This is a genomic window from Streptomyces sp. NPDC021225, assembly GCF_044332865.1.
Lineage (GTDB): Bacteria > Actinomycetota > Actinomycetes > Streptomycetales > Streptomycetaceae > Streptomyces.
Genome location: NZ_JBIRPV010000006.1, coordinates 341,522 through 363,979 on the forward strand (window position 1 = coordinate 341,522; position 22,458 = coordinate 363,979).

16 protein-coding genes are annotated in these 22,458 nt (G+C 72.0%); 9 read left to right on the plus strand and 7 right to left on the minus strand.

Annotated features, from left to right (window positions below; translation table 11 throughout):
* Both ACH4S9_RS27440 and ACH4S9_RS27445 read right to left on the minus strand, forming a co-directional pair.
* Positions 1–1,929 (minus strand): glycoside hydrolase family 127 protein, encoded by a 1,929-nt coding sequence (locus tag ACH4S9_RS27440; RefSeq protein WP_398374217.1) that lies wholly within the window; start codon positions 1,927–1,929, stop codon positions 1–3.
* A gap of 69 nt (positions 1,930–1,998) precedes the next feature.
* Positions 1,999–2,727 carry a GntR family transcriptional regulator gene (locus ACH4S9_RS27445; protein WP_311722116.1) on the minus strand — a complete coding sequence of 243 codons (729 nt, stop codon included), beginning with the start codon at positions 2,725–2,727 and terminating at the stop codon, positions 1,999–2,001.
* 302 nt (positions 2,728–3,029) lie between these two features.
* Between ACH4S9_RS27445 and ACH4S9_RS27450 the strand changes: the two genes are divergently transcribed.
* Genes ACH4S9_RS27450 through ACH4S9_RS27485 form a run of 8 tightly spaced genes read left to right on the plus strand, consistent with a single transcriptional unit; the run spans position 3,030 to position 12,684 of the window.
* Positions 3,030–5,039: an ABC transporter substrate-binding protein gene (locus tag ACH4S9_RS27450; protein WP_398374219.1), complete on the plus strand. Its 2,010-nt coding sequence runs from the start codon at positions 3,030–3,032 to the stop codon at positions 5,037–5,039.
* 12 nt (positions 5,040–5,051) lie between these two features.
* Entirely contained in the window at positions 5,052–6,053 is a 1,002-nt protein-coding gene (locus ACH4S9_RS27455) for an ABC transporter permease (protein ID WP_398374221.1), read from the plus strand.
* A 6-nt stretch (positions 6,054–6,059) separates the two neighbouring features.
* Positions 6,060–7,193, plus strand: coding sequence for an ABC transporter permease (locus ACH4S9_RS27460; RefSeq protein WP_358845993.1), 1,134 nt, complete (start codon positions 6,060–6,062; stop codon positions 7,191–7,193).
* An 8-nt stretch (positions 7,194–7,201) separates the two neighbouring features.
* Positions 7,202–8,209 carry an ABC transporter ATP-binding protein gene (locus ACH4S9_RS27465; protein ID WP_311722121.1) on the plus strand — a complete coding sequence of 336 codons (1,008 nt, stop codon included), beginning with the start codon at positions 7,202–7,204 and terminating at the stop codon, positions 8,207–8,209.
* Positions 8,206–9,237 carry an ABC transporter ATP-binding protein gene (locus ACH4S9_RS27470; RefSeq protein ID WP_398374223.1) on the plus strand — a complete coding sequence of 344 codons (1,032 nt, stop codon included), beginning with the start codon at positions 8,206–8,208 and terminating at the stop codon, positions 9,235–9,237. Before ACH4S9_RS27465 ends, ACH4S9_RS27470 begins: the two co-directional genes overlap by 4 nt.
* Positions 9,234–10,310 (plus strand): exo-alpha-sialidase, encoded by a 1,077-nt coding sequence (locus tag ACH4S9_RS27475; RefSeq protein ID WP_398374225.1) that lies wholly within the window; start codon positions 9,234–9,236, stop codon positions 10,308–10,310. The genes ACH4S9_RS27470 and ACH4S9_RS27475 overlap by 4 nt, the downstream gene beginning before the upstream one ends.
* Positions 10,307–11,719 carry a DUF5060 domain-containing protein gene (locus ACH4S9_RS27480; RefSeq protein ID WP_358845990.1) on the plus strand — a complete coding sequence of 471 codons (1,413 nt, stop codon included), beginning with the start codon at positions 10,307–10,309 and terminating at the stop codon, positions 11,717–11,719. Before ACH4S9_RS27475 ends, ACH4S9_RS27480 begins: the two co-directional genes overlap by 4 nt.
* Positions 11,716–12,684 (plus strand): DUF5605 domain-containing protein, encoded by a 969-nt coding sequence (locus tag ACH4S9_RS27485; protein ID WP_398374227.1) that lies wholly within the window; start codon positions 11,716–11,718, stop codon positions 12,682–12,684. The genes ACH4S9_RS27480 and ACH4S9_RS27485 overlap by 4 nt, the downstream gene beginning before the upstream one ends.
* A 10-nt stretch (positions 12,685–12,694) precedes the next feature.
* Here the strand turns inward: ACH4S9_RS27485 and ACH4S9_RS27490 are convergent, their stop codons facing one another.
* A complete protein-coding gene (locus ACH4S9_RS27490; protein ID WP_398374229.1) occupies positions 12,695–14,179 on the minus strand; it encodes an ABC transporter substrate-binding protein in 1,485 nt (494 codons plus the stop codon).
* Between the two features lie 98 nt (positions 14,180–14,277).
* Between ACH4S9_RS27490 and ACH4S9_RS27495 the strand changes: the two genes are divergently transcribed.
* Complete coding sequence (locus ACH4S9_RS27495; protein ID WP_398374231.1) at positions 14,278–16,380, plus strand: hypothetical protein; 2,103 nt, start codon at positions 14,278–14,280, stop codon at positions 16,378–16,380.
* Here ACH4S9_RS27495 and ACH4S9_RS27500 read toward each other — a convergent pair.
* From ACH4S9_RS27500 to ACH4S9_RS27515, 4 genes are read right to left on the minus strand one after another with little or no spacing between them, the layout of a single operon-like run.
* Positions 16,326–17,993, minus strand: a complete 1,668-nt coding sequence (locus tag ACH4S9_RS27500) for an acyltransferase (RefSeq protein WP_398374233.1) — start codon at positions 17,991–17,993, stop codon at positions 16,326–16,328. The two genes, ACH4S9_RS27495 and ACH4S9_RS27500, sit on opposite strands and share 55 nt — an antisense overlap.
* Entirely contained in the window at positions 17,980–19,284 is a 1,305-nt protein-coding gene (locus ACH4S9_RS27505; protein WP_398374235.1) for a glycoside hydrolase family 28 protein, read from the minus strand. The genes ACH4S9_RS27500 and ACH4S9_RS27505 overlap by 14 nt, the downstream gene beginning before the upstream one ends.
* Positions 19,277–20,740 carry a glycoside hydrolase family 28 protein gene (locus ACH4S9_RS27510; RefSeq protein WP_398374237.1) on the minus strand — a complete coding sequence of 488 codons (1,464 nt, stop codon included), beginning with the start codon at positions 20,738–20,740 and terminating at the stop codon, positions 19,277–19,279. Before ACH4S9_RS27510 ends, ACH4S9_RS27505 begins: the two co-directional genes overlap by 8 nt.
* Complete coding sequence (locus ACH4S9_RS27515; protein WP_398374239.1) at positions 20,734–22,455, minus strand: hypothetical protein; 1,722 nt, start codon at positions 22,453–22,455, stop codon at positions 20,734–20,736. Before ACH4S9_RS27515 ends, ACH4S9_RS27510 begins: the two co-directional genes overlap by 7 nt.
* Positions 22,456–22,458: the final 3 nt, after the last annotated feature.

Here is a 22,458-nt window from a genome sequence, read left to right on the forward strand (position 1 = left end):
TCAGCAGCCGACCGCGCCGCTCTCCTCCAGCGGCACCCACACCCGCATCGCGCCGTCACCGCGGTTGTCCCACTGGAAGTACGGCACCGCGGTGGCGGTGGTGGGCCGCCGCGTGTCCACGGCGCCGAGGGTGCGGTACGGCAGCCCCGCCTGGTGCGGGCCGGTGACGGCGAGCGCCTCCGCCTCGATCATCACCGTACGGCCGAGACCCGGCACGTCCGCCAGGTCCCGCACCCGCAGCGCGGTGTCCGCGCGCAGCGCCAGCTCGTCGACCGGAGTGTCCGCGGGCTGGTCCAGCTGCTCGAAGCAGTACACCAGCGGCCCCCGCTCGATCGCCGCACAGCCGCGCACCGCGTCGATCCTCGGATGCGGCACGGTGAGCCGCGGCGCCATGTCCAGCTCCAGTACGACGCGGTCCCCGGCCCGCCAGCGCCGCCTGACCACCACCCGCCCCTGCGCGTCGCCCGCCACCGGCTGTCGCGCGCCACCCGGCTCCGTCAGCCACGTCCGCGTGCTCCACGGTGGCACCCGCAGCCCCAGCGCCCATGCGCCGGCCGGCGCGCGGTCCACGGTGACGGTGACCGTTCCGTCCCACGGGTAGTCGGTGTCGATCCGCAGCGCCACCGTGCCGCCCGCGTGGGCGCAGGACAGGGCCATCGACGCGTACAGATGGAGAAAGAGCGTGTCCCCCGCGGTGGTCGCGGCGTAGTGCGGGAGCGAGGCCACCAGCCGGGTGACCGACGGCGGGCAGCAGGCAGAGTAGAACCACTCGTCCCGGCTGCGCGGATCGCCCACCGCCTCCGCGTGGTCGGGGCGCCGCTGAAGCGGATTGCCCTTGTAGTACCTCCGCCCGTCCACCGAGCGGGCCGCCGCGAAGGCGTTGTACAGGGTGCGCTCGATCAGATCGGCGTAGCGCCCCTCGCCGGTGGCCAGCAGCAGCCGCCGGCTCCACTGGATGCTCGCCGCGGACGCGCAGGTCTCGTTGTACGACAGGTCGGGCGGCAGCTCGTAGCGCTCGCCGAAGACCTCCCCGACCTGGCGTGAGCCGAGACCGCCGGTGAGCGACGTCCGGGTCGCCGCCATGTCCGCCCAGCGGGCGGCAGACGCCCGGAGCAGCTCGTCGTCGCCCGTCTCCATGGCCACGTCCACGGCCCCGGCCTCCAGATACAGCGCCCGGACGACATGCCCGGTCACCGCCGGTGCCACGCGGACCGGGAGGTGGTCGAGACGGTGCCGCGCCCCGTGCTTGTGGCGCCCCACCAGGCCGTGCCCGCGCCGCTCCACCAGCCGCGCCGCCAGGGTCAGACAGCGCTCCTCGGCGGTGGTCCGGAACAGCTCCACCAGCGCCGTCTCCACCTCCGGGTGGCCGTCCAGGCCGGGCCCGGGGCCGTCGAGGAACACTGCGCACAGATGGTCGGCGCAACGCCGCGCCACCGTGAGCAGCCGGGTCTCCCCGGTGGCGCGGTGAGCGGCCACGGCGGCCTGGAGGAGATGGCCGGCGCAGTACAGCTCGTGGCTGTCGACCAGCCGGCCGTAGCGGCCGCCCACCTCGGCCACCTGGTAGTACGAGTCGAGGTAGCCGTCGTCCCGCTGGGCCCGCTCCAGCAGCCCGGTGGTGCGGGAGAGAAACGCGGCCGACGAGTCCTCGGGGCCCGCCTGGAGCTCCCAGGCCGCCGTCTCCAGCATCTTGTGCACATCGGAGTCCGCGTACACGGGCCCGCGGTACGCGCCCTGCTCCTCGCCCGCGGCGATGCGCAGATTGGCCAGGGCGCCGGACTCCTCCAGCCAGTGCAGGGCCAGCGGCACGCTGGTGGCGCGGTTGACCCGCTGCCACAGCCGCCACAGGCCGTCCGTCACGCTAATCCGGCCACCGCGCGGCGGCCGGTGTGCCGTGCGCGCGCCGGGGGAGGGGAGTACGGGGCCGTCCACGGATGCCTCCTGGCGTGAGGGCTTGACGTGAGGGCTTGCCGGAAGGGTGCGGCGTGCGGGTGCGGAGCGCTACATGCGGGGCCGGGCGAGGAAGGCGATCATCTGGTCGCGGACCCGCAGGATGTGCGCCTCCAGCAGATCCCTGGCCCGCGTCCGGTCGCCGCTCTCCAGCGCGTCGACCACGGCACGGTGCTCCGCGACGGCCATGTCCAGGCGGGAGGCGGTGATCGGCGCCTCCATCCCGGCCCGAGTCACATGCAGGCTCAGGTGCAGATCGTCGTGCAGCTCCAGCAGCATGGGGAGGCTGCCAAGACGGACGAGCTCGCGGTGGAACCGGGCGTCGTTCTCCCGGAACTCCTGGTAGCGGCCCGGATCCTCCAGCGAAAGCCGGGCCAGTTCGGCCGCCTCGTCCACGAGCTCCCGCAGCCGGGCCGGGACCTGGCGGTCCGTGCGCTCGGCGAACAGCCGCAGGCTGTGCGACTCCAGCATCAGCCGCAGCTCGAAGAGTTCGTACAGGCTGGACAGGGACGGGATGGCCACGGTGAAGCCGACCGACGCGTCGTACGCCAGCAGGCCGCGCTCATAGAGCCGGCCGACCGCGCTGCGCACCGGGGTGCGGCTCATGCCGAGGCGGCGGGCGAACTCCCGCACCGGAACGGCCTGGCCGGGCGCGGGATTCTCCTTGGTCAGCCACTCCACGATCGCCGTGCGGGCCCGGGTCTCCAGGCTCTCGGCGGGTCCCGGCTCCGGAGCCGGTGACTCCGCCTCGCGGGCCGCCGCCGCTCGCGGTCGGATCATGCCGCCTCCCACTGTTGCCACGTCCGATCGATGTGCCGGCCCCATGGTATGCCGCTGGTAAACCGCGCGTCTGCGGTTCGGGAGGCAGCAAAGAAATACTTCTGCGCGGGGGTTGACGCTCCGAAGGGGTGGCCAACAGACTCATGGCATACCACCGACATGCCCCCCTGGGTCCATCCGTCCAGACAGCTGCCGCATGGGAAACACGGGAACATCGGCTCAGCCGTCCCCTTTCACGACGGCGCGAGGCGCGGTGGATCGGTCCGCACTGGAATGCCATCTGGACCATCTGGAGCGTGGACATGACTCCCGAACACACCCCCGGGGCCACCCGGCACCGCGCCGGCACACCGAATCGGCGTGCTGTGCTGCGTGCCGGCGCCGGAATGCTCGCGGTGGCCGGCCTGCCCGGTTGCGGATTCTTCGAGACGGACCCGGACAACGGCGAGTCCGAGGGGAAGAAGGGCAAGGAGGCGCCCTCGCTCAAGAAGCGGGTGGACGCCGGCGAACTGCCCCCGCTGGCCGAGCGCCTGCCCGACAAGCCCCGTGAGGTCACCCCGCTGGAGAAGGCCGGGGTCTACGGCGGCACCTGGCACTCGGTGATGCTCACCCAGGAGGACATGAACTGGCTGCGCTACAGCATGGGATACGAGCCGCTGGTGCGCTGGGCGCCCGAGTGGCGGGGAGTGGCCCGTACCGAGATCCTGCCCAACGTCTGTGAGAAGTACGAAGTCCACAGTGGCGGCAAGGAGTTCGTCTTCCATCTGCGCAAGGGCCTGAAGTGGTCCGACGGGAAGCCCGTCACCACCGATGACTTCGCGTTCGCCTTCGAGGACTTCAACGCCGACAACGACATGCACACCACGGGCGTCTATGAGCTGTGGCTGTCCAAGTCGGGACGGCCCGCCCGCTTCGAGAAGGTCGACGACCTCACCGTGCGCTATGTGTACGAGGAGCCCAAACCCGGCTTCCTGGAGGAGATCGCCGGCACCTCCGGTGTGACGATGCTGCTGCCCGCCCACTATCTGAAGAAGTTCCACGCGGGGCACAACGACGGCGCCCAGGCCCTGGCCAAGAAGGCGGGCCTGAATCGCTGGATCGACTACATGGTCATCCAGGCGGACCCCTGGGCCAACCCGGACCTGCCCTCCCTCAACCCGTGGGTGGCCAGGAACGCGGTCGGCAAGGGCAGCAGTGTGATCGCCGAGCGCAACCCCTACTACTGGCAGGTGGACCCGGACGGCAGCCAGCTGCCGTACCTCGACAAGGTCATCGTCGATGTGGTGCAGGACGTCGAGGTCGAGGTGTTGAAGGTGTCCAACGGCGACCTCGGCATGCAGCTCTACAACTTCGGCACGGTCCGCAACAAACCGGTGATCGCCCGCAACCGGGGCAAGGGCGGCTACGAGCTGATCGAGGTCGCCCCGGACCTGGTGAACACCATGATCATCGGCTTCAACCAGACCCACCCCGACAAGGCCAGGCGCGCGCTGTTCGCCACCAAGGACTTCCGGATCGGCCTGTCGTACGCGATCAACCGGCAGAAGATCATCGACACCTTCTACGGCGGCCAGGGCCGCCCCTGGCAGTGCGCGCCGCTTCCCGGCAGCGAACTCTTCGACGAGGAACTGGGCAGCCAGTACACCGAGTACGACATCGACAAAGCCAACGAGGCCCTGGACCGGGCCGGGCTGACCCGGCGCGGCGGCGACGGCATCAGACGCACCGCGGACGGCGCCCCCGTCGCGTTCAATGTGCTGGTCGTCTCCGATATGCCCGACCACGTGGACGCGCTCGAACTGATCCGCGCCGACTGGAAGAAGGTCGGCGTCGACGCCACTATCCAGCGGCTCGCGGAGACGCTGTACTGGGAGCGCGTCGAGGCCGGCGCGTCGGAGGCCGCCACCTGGGCCGGGGGCCCCTTCGACCTCCGCACCGGCCCGGGCGGAGACCACTACTACCTGCCCACCAACCCCCGTGGCTCCTCCCGCTACGGCGGCGCCTGGGCCAGGTGGTACACGCGCGACGGGAAGGACGGCGAAAGGCCGCCCGCCGAGATCGAAAAGCAGCTGGACCTCTTCGACCGGATGCGGTTCACCTTCGATTCCGATCGGGCGCTCGCCCTCGCCCGGCGGATCCTGGCCATCACCAAGGACCAGTTCTACTACCTCGGCATCTCCACCCCGCCCTCCGAGTACGGCATCGTGAAGAAGAACGTCCACAACGTCCCCAAGAAGTTCAGCGGGGCCGTGATGCACCAGGCGCCGGGGCCCAGCAACCCCTCGACGTACTTCATCTCGGGCAAGGCGTGACGGACCGCCGCCATGCTGTCCTTCCTCACCCGCCGACTGCTGCTGATGGCCCTGACCCTCTGGGCCGTCTCGCTCGCCTCGTTCTTCATCATCAGCCTGCCGCCCGGGGACTATGTCTCGACCCTCCAGGCCGAGGCGGAGAGCCGCGGCGAACTCATGAGCGACGCGGAACTGGTCGCGCTGCGCCAGCGGTACGGACTCGACCAGCCATTCCTGGCCCAGTACTGGAAGTGGATCTCGAACATCCTCTTCCATGGCGACTTCGGGCAGGCCTTCGCCTGGAACAGCCGCCCGGTCTCGGACCTGATCTGGGACCGGGTCGGCCTGTCCTTCTTCCTCTCCCTGTCCACCCTGCTGCTGGTGTGGGCGGTCGCCTTCCCGATCGGCATCTACTCCGCGGTGCGCCAGTACTCGGCGGGTGACTATCTCGCCACCTTCCTCGGCTTCATCGGGATGGCTGTCCCCGAGTTCCTGCTGGCGCTGGTCCTCATGTGGGTCGGGATGCGCTACTTCGGCCAGAGCCCCGGAGGGCTGTTCTCACCCGAGTACCAGGACGCGGCCTGGAACCTGGGCAAGCTGCTGGATCTGATGGGCCACCTGTGGCTGCCGATCCTCATCATCGGCATGTCCGGGACGGCCGGACTGATCCGCACCACCCGCGCCAATCTGCTGGACGAGCTCTACAAGCCGTATGTGGTGGCGGCCCGGGCCAAGGGCATGCCGGAGTGGAAACTCCTGCTCAAGTACCCGGTCCGGATGTCGCTCTCGCCGTTCTTCAGCACCGTCGGATGGCTGCTGCCCGGCCTGATCAGCGGCGAGACCATCATCTCCATCGTGATGAGCCTGCCCACCACCGGGCCGCTGCTGCTGAGCGGAGTGGAGAACCAGGACATGTACCTGGTCGGCAGCTTCGTGCTGATCCTCTCCACTCTCACCGTCGTCGGGACCCTGATCAGCGACCTCGTGCTCGCCTGGTGGGACCCCAGGATCCGGCACCGGTACGAGGGCGGGTGATCGCGGATGCCGATACGAGCCAAGCACGCCACACCGGGCGCCGGCGGCCGGGCTCCGGAACCCGGCCGCGCCTCCCCATGGCGCCTGGTGTGGCGGAAGTTCCGCCGGCACAAGCTGGCGGTGGCCGGGGCGGTCGTGGTGCTGTGCGCCTATCTCGTCGTCGCCTTCGCCGAATTCCTGGCCCCCGGATCCCCGAGCGCCGCCGACGAGCGGCACACCTACGCCCCGCCGCAGCTGGTCAAGGTGGACTTCAGCTGGGACGACGGCCTCCAGCTGTATGTCAACGGCTTCCGCACCGAGCGCGACCCGGAGACCTTCGAGCAGATCCACACCATCGACCGCGACAAGCGCATCCCACTGCGGCTCTTCGCCCGCGGAGACGACTACCGCCTGTGGGGGATCATCCCGTGGGACCGGCATCTCATCGGCCCCACGGACCCCGGCCAGAAGGTGTATCTCCTGGGCACCGACCGGGCCGGCCGCGATCTGCTCTCCCGTATCGTCCACGGCTCGCGGGTCTCACTGTCCATCGGCCTCATCGGCGTCGCCGTCAGCTTCCTGCTGGGACTCCTCTTCGGCGGGATCTCCGGCTACTTCGGGGGCGCGGCCGACACCGTCATCCAGCGCCTCATCGAATTCCTGATGGCCATCCCCACCCTGCCGCTGTGGCTCGCCCTCTCCGCCGCCGTACCCCCCGACTGGGGGCCGCTGATGCGGTACTTCGCGATCACCACCATCCTGTCGGTGATCGGCTGGACGGGACTTGCGCGGGTGGTGCGCGGCCGGTTCCTCTCGCTGCGCGAGGAAGACTTCGTGATCGCCGCCCGCCTGGACGGCTGCGGGCGCGGCCGCATCATCTTCCGCCACATGGTGCCGTCCATGTCCAGCCATGTCATCGCCTCGCTCACCATGGCCGTCCCGGCGATGATCCTCGGCGAGACCGCCATGAGTTTCCTCGGCCTCGGCCTCCAGTCCCCGGCCGTGAGCTGGGGCGTGCTGCTCCAGGAGGCCCAGAACATCCGCACGGTGGAGACCGCGCCATGGCTGCTGCTTCCGGGGGTGGCGGTCGTCATCACCGTCCTCGCCATGAACTTCGTCGGCGACGGGCTGCGGGACGCCGCCGACCCGTACAAGAGTTAGGAGCGCGCGTGGTGGCACCCGCCGAGACCATCCTCGAGATCAGGGACCTGCGCACCCACTTCGAGCTCGAGGACGGGGTGGTGCGTGCCGTCGACGGCGTGGACCTGGACATCCGGCGCGGCGAGGTGGTCGCGGTCGTCGGCGAGTCCGGCTGCGGCAAGAGCGTCATGGCCCGCTCCGCGCTGCGGCTGGTCGACCGGCCCGGCCGCATCGTCGGCGGTGAGGTCCGGGTCCGCACGGACACCGGGTGGGCCGATGTGCTGACCGCCGACGGCCGCACCGTGCGGTCCATCCGCGGCGCGCGCGTCGCCATGGTCTTCCAGGAGCCCATGACGTCCATGAGCCCGATGCACACCCTCGGCGACCAGATCGCCGAGGCCATCCTGCTGCACGAGCCGGTCACCAAGGCCGAGGCCCGCGCGCGCACCGTCGAACTCCTCGGCCGGGTCGGCATCCCCGCCCCCGAGCGGCGCGCCGGCGAATACCCCTTCCAGATGAGCGGCGGCATGCTCCAGCGCGCCATGATCGCGATGGCCCTCTCCTGCGGCCCCGAACTGCTCATCGCCGACGAACCGACCACCGCCCTCGATGTCACCACACAGGCCCAGATCCTGGATCTGCTGCGCTCCCTCCAGCGGGACACCGGCATGGCGCTCATGCTCATCACCCATGACCTCGGGGTCGCGGCGCAGCTCGCCGACCGCGTCGCCGTGATGTACCTGGGCGCGGTCGTGGAACACGGAGACCTCGCGGACGTGTTCCGCCGGCCCCGCCACCCGTACACCAAGGCCCTGCTGCGGTCCGTGCCCCGGCTCGGCGCCCGGCCCCGGGAACGCCTCCGGCCCGTACGCGGCATGGTGCCGCCCCCCTACCGGCGCCCGGACGGCTGCCCGTTCCACCCGCGCTGCGAGGAGTTCATGGCCGGGCGCTGCGATGTGACGGTGCCACCGCCGGTCACCGGCCCCGAGGCCGGGCGCGCCGTGAGGTGCCTGCTGTACGAGGAGACCCGCGCATGACCACACACCCGGGCCCCACCCTCCTGGGGGTCCACGGCCTGACCAAACACTTCCCCATCCGCCGCGGGCTGCTCGGCCGCACCGTCGGCCACGTACGCGCCGTCGACGGCGTCGACCTGCGGATACCGGCGGGCCGCACCGTCGCGCTGGTCGGGGAGTCCGGCTGCGGCAAGAGCACCCTGGGCCGCTGTCTGCTCAGGGTCCACGAGCCCACCTCCGGACAGATCCGCTACCACCCGCGTGACGGCGCCGGCCCCGTCGACCTGGCGGCCCTCGGCGAGCGGGCCCTCAAGCCGTACCGCAACGAGATCCGGCTCGTCTTCCAGGACCCGTACGCCTCGCTCAACCCCCGGATGACCCTGCTTCAGATCGTCGGCGAACCCCTCAGGGCCAACCTCGGCCTGCGGCCCGCCGAGATCGAGGAACGGGTCGCCGAACTGCTGCGCCGTGTCGGTCTGCCCCCCGAGTATCTGCGCCGCTACCCCAACGCCTTCAGCGGAGGCCAGCGGCAGCGCGTCGGCATCGCGCGGGCGCTGGCGCCCGGGCCCCGGCTGGTGGTCGCCGACGAGGCGGTGAGCGCGCTGGACGTGTCCGTGCGTGCGCAGATCCTCAACCTGCTCAAGGACCTCCAGGAGGAGTCCGACCTCACCTATCTCTTCATCTCGCACGACCTGGGCGTGGTGGAGTACATGGCCGACGAGGTGGCCGTGATGTACGTGGGCAAGGTGGTCGAGACCGGCGCCACCGACGACCTGTACGAGCGGCCCCTGCACCCCTACACCGAGGCGCTGCTCTCCGCCGTCCCCGACCCGGACCCCGGCGCGCGGCGCCGGGAGCGCATCGTGCTGCGCGGAGAGGTGGCCGACCCGTCGCGGGTGCCGCCCGGCTGCCCGTTCCACCCGCGCTGCCGCTACGCCCAGGACCGCTGCCGCACCGAGGTGCCCCCCCTGCGCCAGGGGGCGCCGGGCCGGGCGGTGGCCTGCCACTTCGCCACAGATCTTGACCTGAAAGGAGTGCACGGCACATGAGCGACCCGCGCTTCGACGGTGTCGTACGGCCCTCGGCACACGACGGGAGGGTGCGCGAGGCGCTGCTGCCCGTGTGCCACCCCGGCGACAGCCACGCCGCCAATCTCCTGGAGCTCGACGACGGCGACCTGCTGTGCACCTGGTTCAACGGCCCGCAGGAGGGCGACCGGGACACCAACGTCGTCCTGTCGCGGCTGCCCCGCGGAGCCGACCGCTGGACCACCCCGGCGCCGCTGTCCGCCGACCCCGGCCGCGCCGAGCAGAACCCGGTGCTCGCCCAGCGGCCCGACGGCACCGTCTGGCTGTTCCACCCGTCCAACGAACCCCATGACCAGACCACCGCCCGCCTGATCGCCCGCACCTCCGCCGACCGGGGCCGCACCTGGAGCCCGCCGCGCGTCCTGCTGGAGGGGCCCGGCGTCTTCGTCCGCAATCCGCCGCTGACCCTCGACGACGGCACCTGGCTGCTGCCCGCCTACCGGTGCCGGCGCTCGGGCGAGCACAGCACCGTGCTGCTCAGCGAGGACGGGGGCGGGAGCTGGCAGGAGCACGAACTGCCCGGAGCCGAACACCTGGTGCAGCTGACCGCCGTCCCGAGGGACGACGGGTCGCTGTTCGCGATGTTCCGCAGCCGCGCGGCGGACCGTATCCACGCCTCCGAGTCGACCGACGGCGGCCGCACCTGGGCGCCGCCGGCCAGGACCGCGCTGCCCAACAACAACTCCGCCGTCCAGCTCACCCGGCTGCGCGGCGGGGCCCTGGCGCTGGTCTACAACCACGCGAGCCTCGAGCGCGGGGAGTACCGCTGGGTGGGGGAGGGCGCCGGACGGCGGAAGAAGGCCCTGCGCACCCCGCTCACGCTCGCCCTGTCCGACGACGGCGGCCGCACCTGGCCCCACCGGCGCGACCTCCAGACCACCGACGAGGAGTACTGGGACAACGAGTACGGCTATTCCTACCCCAGCGTCGTCCAGACCCGGGACGGGCTGCTGCACATCGCCTACTCCTATCTGCGCAAGACCATCAAACACCTGACGGTGGCGGAGGACTGGGTTCGGGACGGCCGCCCGTGACGGCGCGGCGCGTCGAGCGCTGGGACGTGTACGAACTGCGGCTGACCGGGCCGTCGGCCGGAAACCCGTACCGGGATGTCGTGTTCGGCGCCGACTTCCGCCACCGCCACCGCGTGGTCCCCGTCGACGGCTTCTACGACGGCTGCCACGACGGCCGGGGCCTGTACCGGGTCCGCTTCATGCCCGACCGGCCCGGGCCGTGGACGTACACCACGCGCTCCGACGCCCCCGAACTCGACGGTCACGGCGGCGAGTTCACCTGTGTGGCGGCGGTCCCGGGCAACCACGGACCCGTCCGCGTCGCGGGCCCCCGCCGCTTCCGGTACGCCGACGGCACCCCGTACGAGCCCTTCGGCACCACCTGCTACCACTGGACCCACGACGAGAACGAGGAACTGGAGGAGCGGACCCTGCGCACCCTCGCCGCCTCGCCGTTCAACAAGGTCCGCATGTGCCTGCTGCCGACCCGGGCGATGAACCCGCCCCGCCTGCCCTTCCCCGGCCGCACCCCCGGCGCGCTGGACACGGCCCGCTTCGACCCCGCCTTCTTCGCCCACTTCGAGCGGCGCGTACGCGACCTGCGCGACCTGGGCATCGAGGCGGACATCATCCTCTTCCACCCCTACGACGAGGGCCACTGGGGCGTGGACAACATGACCCGCGAGGAGGACCTCTCCCTCGTCCGCCACACCCTCGCCCGCCTCGCCGCGTACCGCAACGTGTGGTGGTCCATCGCCAACGAGTACGACTTCAACACCGCCAAGACCGTCGAGGACTGGGACCACATCGGCCGGTTCGTGCAGCGCCACGACCCCTACCAGCACCCGCGGTCGATCCACAACGGCACCCGCATGTACGAGTACGAGCGGATCTACGACTTCACCAAGCCATGGACCACCCACCAGTCCATCCAGCACTGGGACGCCGCCCGCACACCGCGGTGGCTGGCCGCCTGCCCCAAGCCCGTGGTCCTCGACGAGATCGGCTACGAGGGGAAGCTCGGCCGCCGCTGGGGCAACCTCACCGGGCGGGCGCTGGTGCGCCAGTTCTGGCACGGCGTGAGCGCGGGCGGATACGTCGGCCACGGCGAGTGCTACCCCGAGCAGGACCCCGACCACGCGGCCTGGATCTCGCGCGGCGGCCGGCTGCACGGCGACAGCGCGCCCAGGATCGCCTTCCTGCGCCGGCTTCGGGAGGAAGGGCCCGAGGACACCTACGTCTACTTCGGCGACCGGCGCCACGCCCACCGCGACATCGACCTCCCCGACATCGGCGCGCCCTGGCGCCTCGACCTCATCGACACCTGGGACATGACCGTGACCCCGCTGCCCGGGGTCCACCGCGGACGGGCCCGCGTGCCGCTGGACCGCCGCCCCGACCTGGCACTGCGCCTGCGGAGGGCGACATGACCGCCGACCACGGCCCCGACCACGGTCCCGTTCGCGTCCAAGGCACGCGTTTCCGGCACGCGGACGGCACCCCCTTCCACCCCTGGACCACCGCCGTGCCCCAGGCCGACCCCGACACCCTCCGCGCCCTGGCGGCCTCCCCGTTCAACCGGGTCCGGCTCACCGCCTCGGCCGCCCTCTCCCTCGACCGGCTCGACCAGCAGATCGGTGCCCTGGGCGCCATCGGTGTGCAGGCCGAGGTGATGCTGCACGGCCGCGACATCCCGGAGACGGTGGAACGCCTCGCCCGCCACCCCCATGTGTGGTGGTGCGCCCCGGAGGACCCTGACGCCCAGACCGACGTCCAGGAGTGCGACCACGGCCACCACCCGCTCACCGTGCACGGCGGTGTCCACACGGACTTCGGCGCCCCCTGGCTCACCCACGCCTCCCTCCGCCACCAGCAGGTGCGGGCCGTCTCACGGCTCACCCGGGACCTGTGCAAGCCGGTGCTCGCCGACGACTGCGGAGCGGAGGGGGACGACCCGGACCCCGACGCCGCCCTGTCGGCCGAGGAGTTGGTGTTCCGCGTCTGGGAGGGGGTGTGCCGGGGCGGCTACGTCGCCCACGGCGAGGCCCACGGGCCACGCCCCTGGAGGGCCCACGGCGGACGGCTGCGCGGTTCGAGCGCGTCCCGCGTCGCCTTTCTGCGCTCGATCCTCGACGAGGCTCCGCCGGGCCTCGCGCACACCCCCGAGACCTACGACGCCTCGACCCTGGAGGCGCCGGGGGAGTACTGGCTCCAGTACCTCGGCCCGCACCGCTATCCGCGCCGCCCCTTCGAGCTGCCCGGCGGCCCCTGGCGGGTGGACGTCATCGACACCTGGAACATGACCGTGCGCACCCTCGACTCCACACCCACCGGGAGCTTCGAGGTGGAACTCCCGGCGGAACCGTACTTCGCGATACGGATCCGCCGGGCCTGACCGGCCGGTGTCACCAGTCCTTGCCGGACGCCGCCTGCGCCTTGATGTAGGCCGGGATGTCCTTGGCCTCGGTCACCTTCAGCGCGGAGCGCACCGCGAGGCCGTCCTTGAGCACATGCTGGCGGAACACCATGTACAGCGGGAGGTCCCAGTACTCGGTCTCCTCGTAGCCCGTGACGACGGCGTTGTCCCCCCAGAAGACGCCCGAGGTGTCCACCCCGGCCAGCCCCGGGATCGCCTCGCCGAACGCGGCCCGGGCGGCGTCGGACGTGAGCGCCGGCTTCATGCCGTTCCGGGCGAGCTCGGTCTGGGCCTCCTGCGACACCAGCCACTTCACGACCTCGAGGGCCTGCTTGCGCTTGCCCGCCTGGGGCGGCACGAACGCGGCGATGGTGTTCGGCTGGTACACCGACCGCGCGTCCCCGCCCAGCACGGGGAGGGAGGTGACACCGAGGTCGATGTTCTTCGCCAGCTCGCGCCACTCCTCGGCGTCGTCCTCGGGGAGGTAGAGCGGGCTCAGGGCGTAGGCGCTGAGCTTCCAGAGGCTGTCCACGGCCATGGCCACATGCCCGGTCAGCAGGAAGTCGTCGACGGTGGTGAAGATGTTGTGCGGCAGCAGCAGGAAGCGCTCCAGGTTGTCGCCGAGCCGGTTCCAGCCCGCCGAGGTGATGTTCACCCTGATGTCCTCGGGCGCCGGATTCTCGCTGCCGGTGGGCAGGAAGGGGTAGAGCCCGAGCTGGTTGAACTCCAGATACAGATCAGGATGCTGGAGATAGCCCTTGTACGCCACCAGGTCCTGCTCGAACGTCAGCTTCTTGGCGAGGCGGTACGCCTGGTCGTACGTCATGCCGTTCGCCGGGGCCCTGACCCCGCGCAGGTCGAAGATCTTCTTGTTGTGGAACAGGACGTACTCGTCGACGAACAGCGGCACGCCGTACACCCCGCCGTCCGAGCGGGACTTGACCAGCTCGACCGCCGCCGGGTTCAGCGAGCCGAGGTCGATGCCCTCGGACGTGAGGTCGTCGGTGAGGTCCCGGACCCAGCCCCTGGGCTCCAGGTCGCGGTCGATGCGTCTGCGCGGGTCCTCCAGGATGATGTCGGGCACCACGCCGGCCTTGTCCAGGTCTTCGTAGCGGATGGGAAAGTCCCAGGTGACCGCCTTGATCTTCAGACCGGGGAACGCGGCCCTGAGCTTGTCGCCGATGACCGCGTCGAAGAAGCCCGGGTTCTCGAAGGGCTTGTAGTTGGCCATGAAGACGAGCAGTTCGTCGTCGCACACGTCGAACGGCTTGTTGTAGCGGTTCGGGATCTGGACGCAGGCGGACGCGCCCGACGACGCGGAGCGGGCCGCGGGGCGCATCCGCGCCTGAGCCGACGTGGCCGCGGCGGTGCCGGTCAGGGCCGCGGTGCCGACCGCCGCTCCGGCCGCGACGAACTTTCTACGGCTGAGGCGCGACCGGGAGCCGCCCTCCTCGTCCCTGGGTTCCTGACGCATACTCACACTCCTCTTCGGATGCGGTACTCCACTGGTATGCCATCTGAATGCCATAATGGTCACGCCGGGCGTGGGCGGGGTCAACACCCGTGCGCGCAATGACAGTTGTCGGTGAGGGGGAGTCGCCGGTGTTCCGGATAGCGAGCGGTGACAACAGCCTGGAGGTCACCGTGGAGCGCGGCGAGGCACGGGTCGCCTTCCGGCACGGGGCGGCGGGCCGGGCCGAGCGGGACGGCGGAGACCTGTGCTTCGACGCCCCCCTGAGCCGCATGCTGGCCGTGTCCACCGGCCGCCCCTGGCGCATCGCCCTGCCCGGCGCTCGCGAGCCCGAGGTCCGCCGCACGCCGCAGGGGCTCGCGGTGCGCTGCGCGGTGGGCGGGCTCGCGGCCGAGGTCGCCTTCGCGTTCGTACGGGGGCTGCTGCGCCTGGACGTGACCTGGCGCAACACCGGCGAGCGCGGGTACGAGGACGTGGTGCTCGGCGTGGCGCTGCCGCTGCCGTGCCGAAAGGCCTCGGCCGTCACCCTGCCGCAGGTGCTCTACCGGGGCAACCCGTCGGCCGACCCGGACCGCACCGTGCCCCGGCTCGGCGTCGGCCCGCACCGCGCCCTGGTGGTCGAGGAACACCGGCTGCCCGTCCCGTGCGCGCACGCGGAGTGGCGCTCCCGCGGCCGCGTGCCCACCTGGTATGCCACCCTCTACGCGGCGGAGCCCGGCGAGGGCTCCCTCGGGGCGGTCCAGCGCGGACACGTCACGCTGCTCGCGATGAGCGGCGCGCTGATGTTCAACGGCGTGCCGGACACGGCCTACGTCCATAAGGGGAAGACCGCCCCCTACGACGGCGGCTACCTCGACCTTCCGCCGGGCGCGGTCCACCGCGCGCACTACGCCCTGGACTGGGGGGTCGCGGCCCACCCGGGCCACGGCTTCCGGCCCCTGGTGCACCAGGGGCTCGGACTGTACGCCCCCGAAGGCGCCCGCCCCCTCACCCTGGACCGGATCGTCCACTACAAGACGGCGGCCATGGACCGCCGCTGGCACGAGGCCGGAGGGGCCGCCGGATTCCTCAAGTTCACCGGACCCGGCCACACCCCCGGCTTCCTGTACGGCTGGACCGGCCAGAGCCTGAAACTCGCCTGGTGCGACGCCCGCGTCGGCCTGGAGCGCGACCAGCCCTGGCGCGTCGACCGCTGCCGCCGGGCCGTCGACTTCTACCTCGACGGCAGCGCCGCCGGAGCCCCACCGGGCCTGCGCATGAGCTTCTACTCCACCGAGGACCGCGCCTGGTCGGCCTTCGAGCGGGACGGCGAGACCTTCATCTCTTCCCGGGCATACGGCGACGCCCTGTGCGACCTCGCCGACGTCATCGAACTGCTGGGGGCCCACGGCCACGCCGTGCCACGGCGCTGGATCCGGGCGCTGGCCGAGGGCGCGGACACCGCGTGCGCCACCACCGCGAGCGCCACCGTGCCGCCGCTCGGCTGGCGGCTGGACGGCAGCCCGCTGCCCCAGGAGCCGGGGGCGGCCGGGCTGGCGTGCGTGCTGGCCCTGCTCAAGGCCCACCGGATCACGGGCGAGGCCCACATGCTGCGGCGCGGCGAACAGCTCGTCGCGCACTACCGCCACCGGCACGCCGACGACTGGGCCAAGCCCTTCGCCCGCGCCACCCTCGACGCCGTCTGCGAGGACAAGGAGGGCGGCATCGCGTACTTCCTGTGCGTGTACGAGCTGCTGCTGCTCGCCGGTGGCGAGCGCCGGCGCGCCTGGGCCGAGGAGGCCGCCGACTGGCTGCTCACCTGGGTCTATCAGTGGGACCCGCCGTTCGAATCCGGCTTCCGGACGGCCGGGTGGCCCGGGGTCAGCGTGCAGAACCACCACGTGGACGTGTTCTTCCCGGCGTACGAGCTCGCCAGGCTCGGCGAGCTGACCGGCCGCGAGATGTATCGCCGACTCGGTGAGCTGATCCTGTACGCCTTCGGACAGGGCATCTGCACGAAGGCGGGCGAGTGGGGCTTCGAAGGGCTCGGCGAGCAGGCCGAGGGGTTCTTCCCCACCAACTGGCAGGCGCGCGGCACCAGCAACACCTGGAACCCCTCCTGGGTGACCGCGCAGGTGCTGTCGCAGGCGCTGCGGATGCGCGCGGCGGGTCAGCCCAGCCCGTGGCGCGCCGGCTCCGGCCGGTGCACCCCCCGGGGCCGGTAGCCGAGCGCCCCGGCGACGCCGAGGTGGTCGGCGAGCAGCCAGGCGATGGCCAGCCACATCTCCGTCCCCTGAAGGCCGGGCACATGCGGCGCACGGCCGCCGGGCTCCAGCGCGAACGAGAACCCGGCGCCGTCCTGCCACCGCCCGAGCAGCCGATCCAACTGCCCGCGCGCCCAATCGCGGCCCTCGGCGATCCGGTGCCCGGTCTGCCGCGCGCACAGCCACAGCGGATGGATCACATCCAGCACGTCGCAGGCGTCGCCGCGGTCGGGACCGAAGAACGCGGGGTCCCGGCTGTGCGCGAGCACCGTGTCCACGGTCCGCTCCGGGTACGGCAAGCCCAGCCCGAACTGCGCGAACGTACCGCGGGTGACCCGGTAGAAGCCGTTGACCGGCTGCCGCCACCGGTCGGTCCCGCCCGGCGCGCCCCACAGCCCGTGTCCGGGGTCGGCGCGGGTGAGCAGCCAGCCGAACAGCGCCTCGGCCGCGGGAGCGCGCAGCTCGAAGCCGTCGAGGTCGCGCAGGATCGCGGTGCCGACCCCGTCCACCCAGTGGCCCGAGCGCCAGGCCTCGGTCCGCCACGGCAGCCCGTCCAGGTGGTCCACCAGCTCGGCGGGCGCGAGGTCCTGCACGACGCGCACGGGGTGGGCGAAGCCGGAGCCCAGCAGATCCAGCGCGTAGCCGACGGACAGGATGTGGTACATCGCCGTGTCGTCGGCCAGCGATGGCGGACCGGCGCCGTACTCCGGGACGAGGCCGGTGTCCGGGTCCTGAAGGGAGCGCAGCCGCTCGGCGAGTTCCGCGCCGTCCGACCCCGGTGGAGGAGCGCCCAGCAGCAGATCCGAGACCTCCACGGCGTCGCACACCGCACGCACCGTACGGGCCGCGCCCGGACGGTCGGTCCAGCCGTCGCCGTCCCGGCAGCGGGCGAGGACGTCCGGCGCCTGCTCGCGGGCGCGGTCGGCGAACCGCTCCAGCCGCACATCCAGGGCGCCCGGCGAACGCGGAACGGGGGCGGCCGGCGTGTCCCGCCGGTCGCGCAGCCGCCGCGCCGGGTTTCCCGCGGCGACCGACCAGGGCGGGAGGTCCTTGGTGACCACCGCGCCCGCCCCGATGACACAGTGATCGCCGATGGTGACCCCGTCGACGACCACCACATGCGAGCCGATCCACACATCGTCGCCGATCACGATCCCGGCCGAGGTGAGCGGCTGGCGGTGCACCGGACGGTCGGGCGCGAAGGAGTGGTTGAAGCCCAGCAGCGAGGTGTGCGCGCCCACCCGCACCCCGTCGCCGAGCCGCAGCCGGCCGCGCGCCGTCGAGAAGGGGTTGAGGGTGCAGTCGCGGCCCAGGGACACCTCGCCGGTGACCACCGCGTGCGCGCCGATGTACGAGCGCTCGCCCATCCGCAGCCGGTCGGTGAACACACCCGCCCACGGCGAGACGAAGACCCGTTCGGCGAGGTCGACCTCGCCGTCGCCCGAGGCCAGCCGCTCCGTCAGGCGCCGCTGGTGGTCCAGCTGCTCCGCGCGCTCCTCCTCGGTCGCCGCGCTCCAGAACTCCCAGGGACAGTAGTCGTACCGTCCTGGCTGTCCGGGTTCATTCCCGCGCACCGGTCACCCTCTCTCGCACCAAGCCGTCGACGTGTTCGATCCGGTCGGACTCCGCCAGCGAGCCGAAGTGGCAGTCTGACAGGTGCAGCCCGTCGATCGGCGCGTGGGCGTAGCCGCGCGCGAGCACGGCGCGCCGGGCGTGGTCCACCGTGACGTCCCGGATGCCGATGTCCCGCACCCTCGGCGGATACGACCCCGTGTCGCCCTCCCCGCGGTGGAAGTCACAGCTGAGGAACTCCTTGCGGAGATGGGTGACGGTGAGGTCGGCGAGCTGGATGTTCTCGGCGTAGCCGCCGCGTACGGAGTTGGTCTTGATGTAGAGCCCGAAGTAGAGCCCGGGGCCGCCGATGCGGCAGCGGCGTACGTACACATCGCGGATGCCGCCGGTCATGTCGCTGCCCAGGGTGATGGCGCCGTAGCGGTGCCGGAGCACACAGTCCTCGATCACGATGTTCTCGCTCGGCACGTTCACCCGCCGGCCGTCGGCCTCCCGCCCCGACTTGATCGCGATGCAGTCGTCGCCCGCGGCGATGTCGCAGCGGCGGATCACCACGTCCCGGCAGGACTCCGGGTCGATCCCGTCGTTGTTGGGGCCGGGGCTGTCGATCGTCACATCCCGGATGAGCACACCCGTGCACAGCACGGGATGGATCTCCCACATGGGGGAGCGCACGATCGTCACGCCTTCCACCAGTACCCCGTGGCAGCCCTGGAACTCCAGGAAGTTGGGCCGGAAGCGGCAGCCGTCCGCGTGGATCCGCCGCTCGACCGGGACGCCCGCCTCGGCCTGCCGCCACAGCCTGGGCCAGTCGTCCTCCTGCTGCCGGATCCCGGGCCGCCAGCCGAACTCCGCCTGCCCGGACCAGGGCCACCAGTGCTCGTCGTCGGCATGTCCGTCGAGCACGCCCCGGCCAGTGACCGCGATGTCGCGCTGCCCCCGGGCGTAGACGAAGGGCGAGTAGCCGTACATCTCCACGCCCTGGAAACGGGTGAGGACCGGCGGGAGGTAGGCGGCCGGGTCCCGGTCGAAGAGCAGCCGGGCGCCGTCCTCCAGATGCAGATCGACATGGCTGAGCAGATGGACGGGCCCGGTGGCGTACGTCCCGGAGGGCACCGTCACATGGCCGCCGCCCGCCGCGGCGCAGGCCGCGACGGCCCGGCGCAGCGCCGCCGTGCAGTCCGTGCGGCCGTCGCCGCGCGCGCCGAACGCGGTCACGGGGAACTCGTGGTCGGGGAAGCGTGGCCGGGCGACCCGGGCCACGATGGCGTCCGCCCGGCTCCAGTCACCCATCGGACGCGGCCTCCTGGCCGTCCACCACGACGCGGCGCAGCACCAGCCCCGTCACGTTCCGCACCTCGCCGGGGCCCGCCATCTCCGTGAACACGCAGTCGCTGAACAGGACGTCGCGGACGGGGTTCGCGTCGTTGCCGATCAGGTTCCAGGGCCTGCGGCCGGTCCGCGCGGTGAGCCGGTGCACGGCGATGTCCCGTACGTCCGGGTAGTAGTCACCGGTCTCGACGCGCTCGTAGTCGAGCGCGATCTCGATGACGGCGTCCCCGACCTGGCCGACCGTGATGTCGTGGCAGGTGATGTCGCGTACATAGCCGCCGCGTACCGGGTTGGACTTGATGCGGATCGCCCGGTCGAGCTGGGGGCTGTCCATGCGGCAGTCCCGGGCGAGGATGTCGCGGACACCGCCGGTCGTCTCGCTGCCGATGGTGACGCCCCCATGTCCGGCCCGCATCTCGCACCGCTCCACCAGGGCGTGCTCGCAGGGGACGTTCACGCGCCGCCCGTCCGCGTTCTTGCCGGCCTTGAACGCCACACAGTCGTCGCCGGTGTCGAACACGCAGTCCTGGATGAGGACATGGGCGCAGGACTCCGGGTTGCAGCCGTCGTTGTTGGGGCCGACGGGGCTGTCCACGGTCACACCGCGCACGGTGACATTGCGGCACAGCACCGGGTGGATGTTCCACATCGGCGAGTTCTTCACCGTGACGCCCTCGATCAGGACATCGCGGCAGTCGTAGAACTGGATGAGATTGGGCCGCAGATGGTATCCGGCGCCGAAGACCCGCTCCGCGACCGGCACCCCCGCCTCGGCCCACTCCAGCAGCTTCCTCTTGTCCACCCCCTCGGGGGAGGGTCCGCCGCCCGCGCCCTTCGTCCAGTTCCACCAGTGGTCGGCGTCGGCCTGCCCGTCGATGACGCCACGGCCGGTCACCGCGATCGTGCGGCAGCCGTGTGCGTACAGCGGCGGCGCGTAGTTGAGGCATTCGGTGCCCTCGTACCGGGTGTACACCACGGGGAGATAGGCGGCCGGGTCCTGGCTGAAGCGCAGGGTGGCGCCTTCTCGCAGATGCAGGTCGATGCGGTCGCGCAGCCGTATCGCGCCCGTGAGGTAGTCGCCGGGCGGTACGACCACATGGCCGCCGCCGGCCGCGGCGCAGTGCTCGATGGCGCGGCGGAACGCGGCCGTGCAGTCCGTCGAGCCGTCGCCGACGGCCCCGTGGTCGGTGACCAGCACCCGGCGGCGGGGGAACCGGGGGGTACGGACGCCGGAGAGGATACGGGCCGCCTGCCGGTCCGCGGCCGCGCGCGGATCCGCCGGGGCGGCCGGGACACCGGAGGCGGCGGCCCCGGCGTCCTCCCGGCCGGCGGCCTGTGCCGTACGCGCGGCCAGGGCGAGCGCGGCGGTGGAGCCCGCCGTCAGCAACAGGGCCCTGCGGCCCGGACCGTTCACCACGTCCACTCCTTTGCGGGGATGTGCAGGGTGTGTTCGCGCTCGGGGGCCTTCGGCGCCGGCCGCCGGGTGCCGTACATGGGCCGGCACCTGCCCTCCGGCTGGATGCCCACCACGTCGTCGCCGCGCCAGTGGGTGCGGTAGGTGCGCCCGGCCGCGGTCTCCTCGGTCGTCGACTCGGCGAGCGGGAAGGTCACGGTGATGCGCTCGCCCGCCCGGGGGCGGTCGAGGCTCAGAGACCCGTCGGGCGCCCACAGGCCCGGCTCCGGCCCGCGGGCGTGGGTGGCGGGCCCGGACGCGGGCCGCCGTGTGACGGCGAGCCGGGCGTAGCCGGCCCACTCCGGGACACGCAGGCGCAGTTCGCGGCAGTCGTGGTGGACGTTCAGGTCGATCCGGCCCTCGTGGGGCAGATGGCTGAGCACATCCACCAGGCGGCTGCCGCGGTTGAGCAGCAGATTGACGCGCACCAGGCGCTCGTCGCCCGTGACGGCGGTGCGCCAGCCGGTGAACAGGCCGCGCACCCCCGACCCCACACAGCACGCCTGGACATCGGCGGTGTGCCCCCGGCCGAGGACCGCGTCCGAGACATAGTCGTTGGGCGCGCCGTACCCGGCGAACGCGCCGCGGACCCGCTCGCCGACGCGGTGGCGGGTGAGCCAGCCGGGGATGTCGCGGGAGCGGTCGGGGGCCGAGCGCACCCAGTCGACGTCGGTGAGCTGCGAGGCGGTGAGGTGGTTGCGCAGAAAGCGCTCCACGACCGTCCAGTACCGGGTGTGCCCGGCCTGGGCGAGGGTGGTGCCGATGCCGATGAGGTCCACCAGGGAACACGTCTCGTGCTCGAAGCGCTGTCCGGCGAGGTCGCCGGGGGTCCACCCGTAGGCGGTGCACTGGGACAGCGCCCAGTCGAAGGACCGGCGGACGAACGCGGTCAGGGCGTGGTCTCCGGTGAACACCGCGTACTGGGCGATGCCGTCCAGGGTGCCCAGGCGCGTGTGGAAGTGTCCGCTGCGATACGCGAGCGCCGCGTTGAACGAGCCGTCGGGCAGGAAGACCCCGCTGTGCTCGGTGATCAGCCGGGTGAACCAGCCGCACAGCTCCAGTGCCTGCTCATTGCCCGTCGCCCGGTGCCAGACCAGCAGTGGCATGATCAGCCGCCCGCAGAAGGAGGCGGGGTCCGGGGCCAGACGCAGTTGGACGGCGTGGAGCGAGGGCCAGCCTTCCGGGGTGTACTCGGAGGCCGGGTAGTACCAGACGTCGCGCTCCTTGACGGCGATCTGGTGCAGCGCCGCGACCTGCCGGTCGGCGGCCCGCCGCACGGTCTCGTCGCCGCTGTCCCGGTACCAGCTGGTGAGCGCGAGCAGCGTGGCCCGCTGATCGATGAGGCTCGCGTGCGGCTCCCAGCGGCCGCGCGGGTGGCGGCGCCGGTACGTCAGCCCGTCCTCGGCGAGCAGGTCCAGCAGGGTGGCCCGGTAGCGGCTCTCCGTATCGGACCACCAGGACGCGCCGGTCATCCGGCGGGCCAGGACGCAGGCGTCGGTCAGCCGCCCGTGACTGGAGCCGTAGTCCCAGTCGCCGTGCAGCAGCACCGCGGGGTCGCCTCGCAGGTCGGCGCTGAAGAAGGGGATGCCGCCGAGATCGGGATCGGCCAGGTTGACCACGGCGTTCATGGAAAGCTCGGCGCGCTCTTCCAGAAGCAGGGTCGCTGGAATGCCAGTCATGTT

Bases quoted from the DNA above. Each gene is read 5' to 3' on its own strand.
- ACH4S9_RS27495 (WP_398374231.1), top strand. From the start codon at position 14,278: ATGACAGTTGTCGGTGAGGGGGAGTCGCCGGTGTTCCGGATAGCGAGC.
- ACH4S9_RS27515 (WP_398374239.1), bottom strand. From the start codon at position 22,455: ATGACTGGCATTCCAGCGACCCTGCTTCTGGAAGAGCGCGCCGAGCTT.
- ACH4S9_RS27485 (WP_398374227.1), top strand. From the start codon at position 11,716: ATGACCGCCGACCACGGCCCCGACCACGGTCCCGTTCGCGTCCAAGGC.
- ACH4S9_RS27455 (WP_398374221.1), top strand. From the start codon at position 5,052: ATGCTGTCCTTCCTCACCCGCCGACTGCTGCTGATGGCCCTGACCCTC.
- ACH4S9_RS27490 (WP_398374229.1), bottom strand. From the start codon at position 14,179: ATGCGTCAGGAACCCAGGGACGAGGAGGGCGGCTCCCGGTCGCGCCTC.
- ACH4S9_RS27505 (WP_398374235.1), bottom strand. From the start codon at position 19,284: ATGGGTGACTGGAGCCGGGCGGACGCCATCGTGGCCCGGGTCGCCCGG.
- ACH4S9_RS27460 (WP_358845993.1), top strand. From the start codon at position 6,060: ATGCCGATACGAGCCAAGCACGCCACACCGGGCGCCGGCGGCCGGGCT.
- ACH4S9_RS27445 (WP_311722116.1), bottom strand. From the start codon at position 2,727: ATGATCCGACCGCGAGCGGCGGCGGCCCGCGAGGCGGAGTCACCGGCT.
- ACH4S9_RS27450 (WP_398374219.1), top strand. From the start codon at position 3,030: ATGACTCCCGAACACACCCCCGGGGCCACCCGGCACCGCGCCGGCACA.
- ACH4S9_RS27475 (WP_398374225.1), top strand. From the start codon at position 9,234: ATGAGCGACCCGCGCTTCGACGGTGTCGTACGGCCCTCGGCACACGAC.
- ACH4S9_RS27470 (WP_398374223.1), top strand. From the start codon at position 8,206: ATGACCACACACCCGGGCCCCACCCTCCTGGGGGTCCACGGCCTGACC.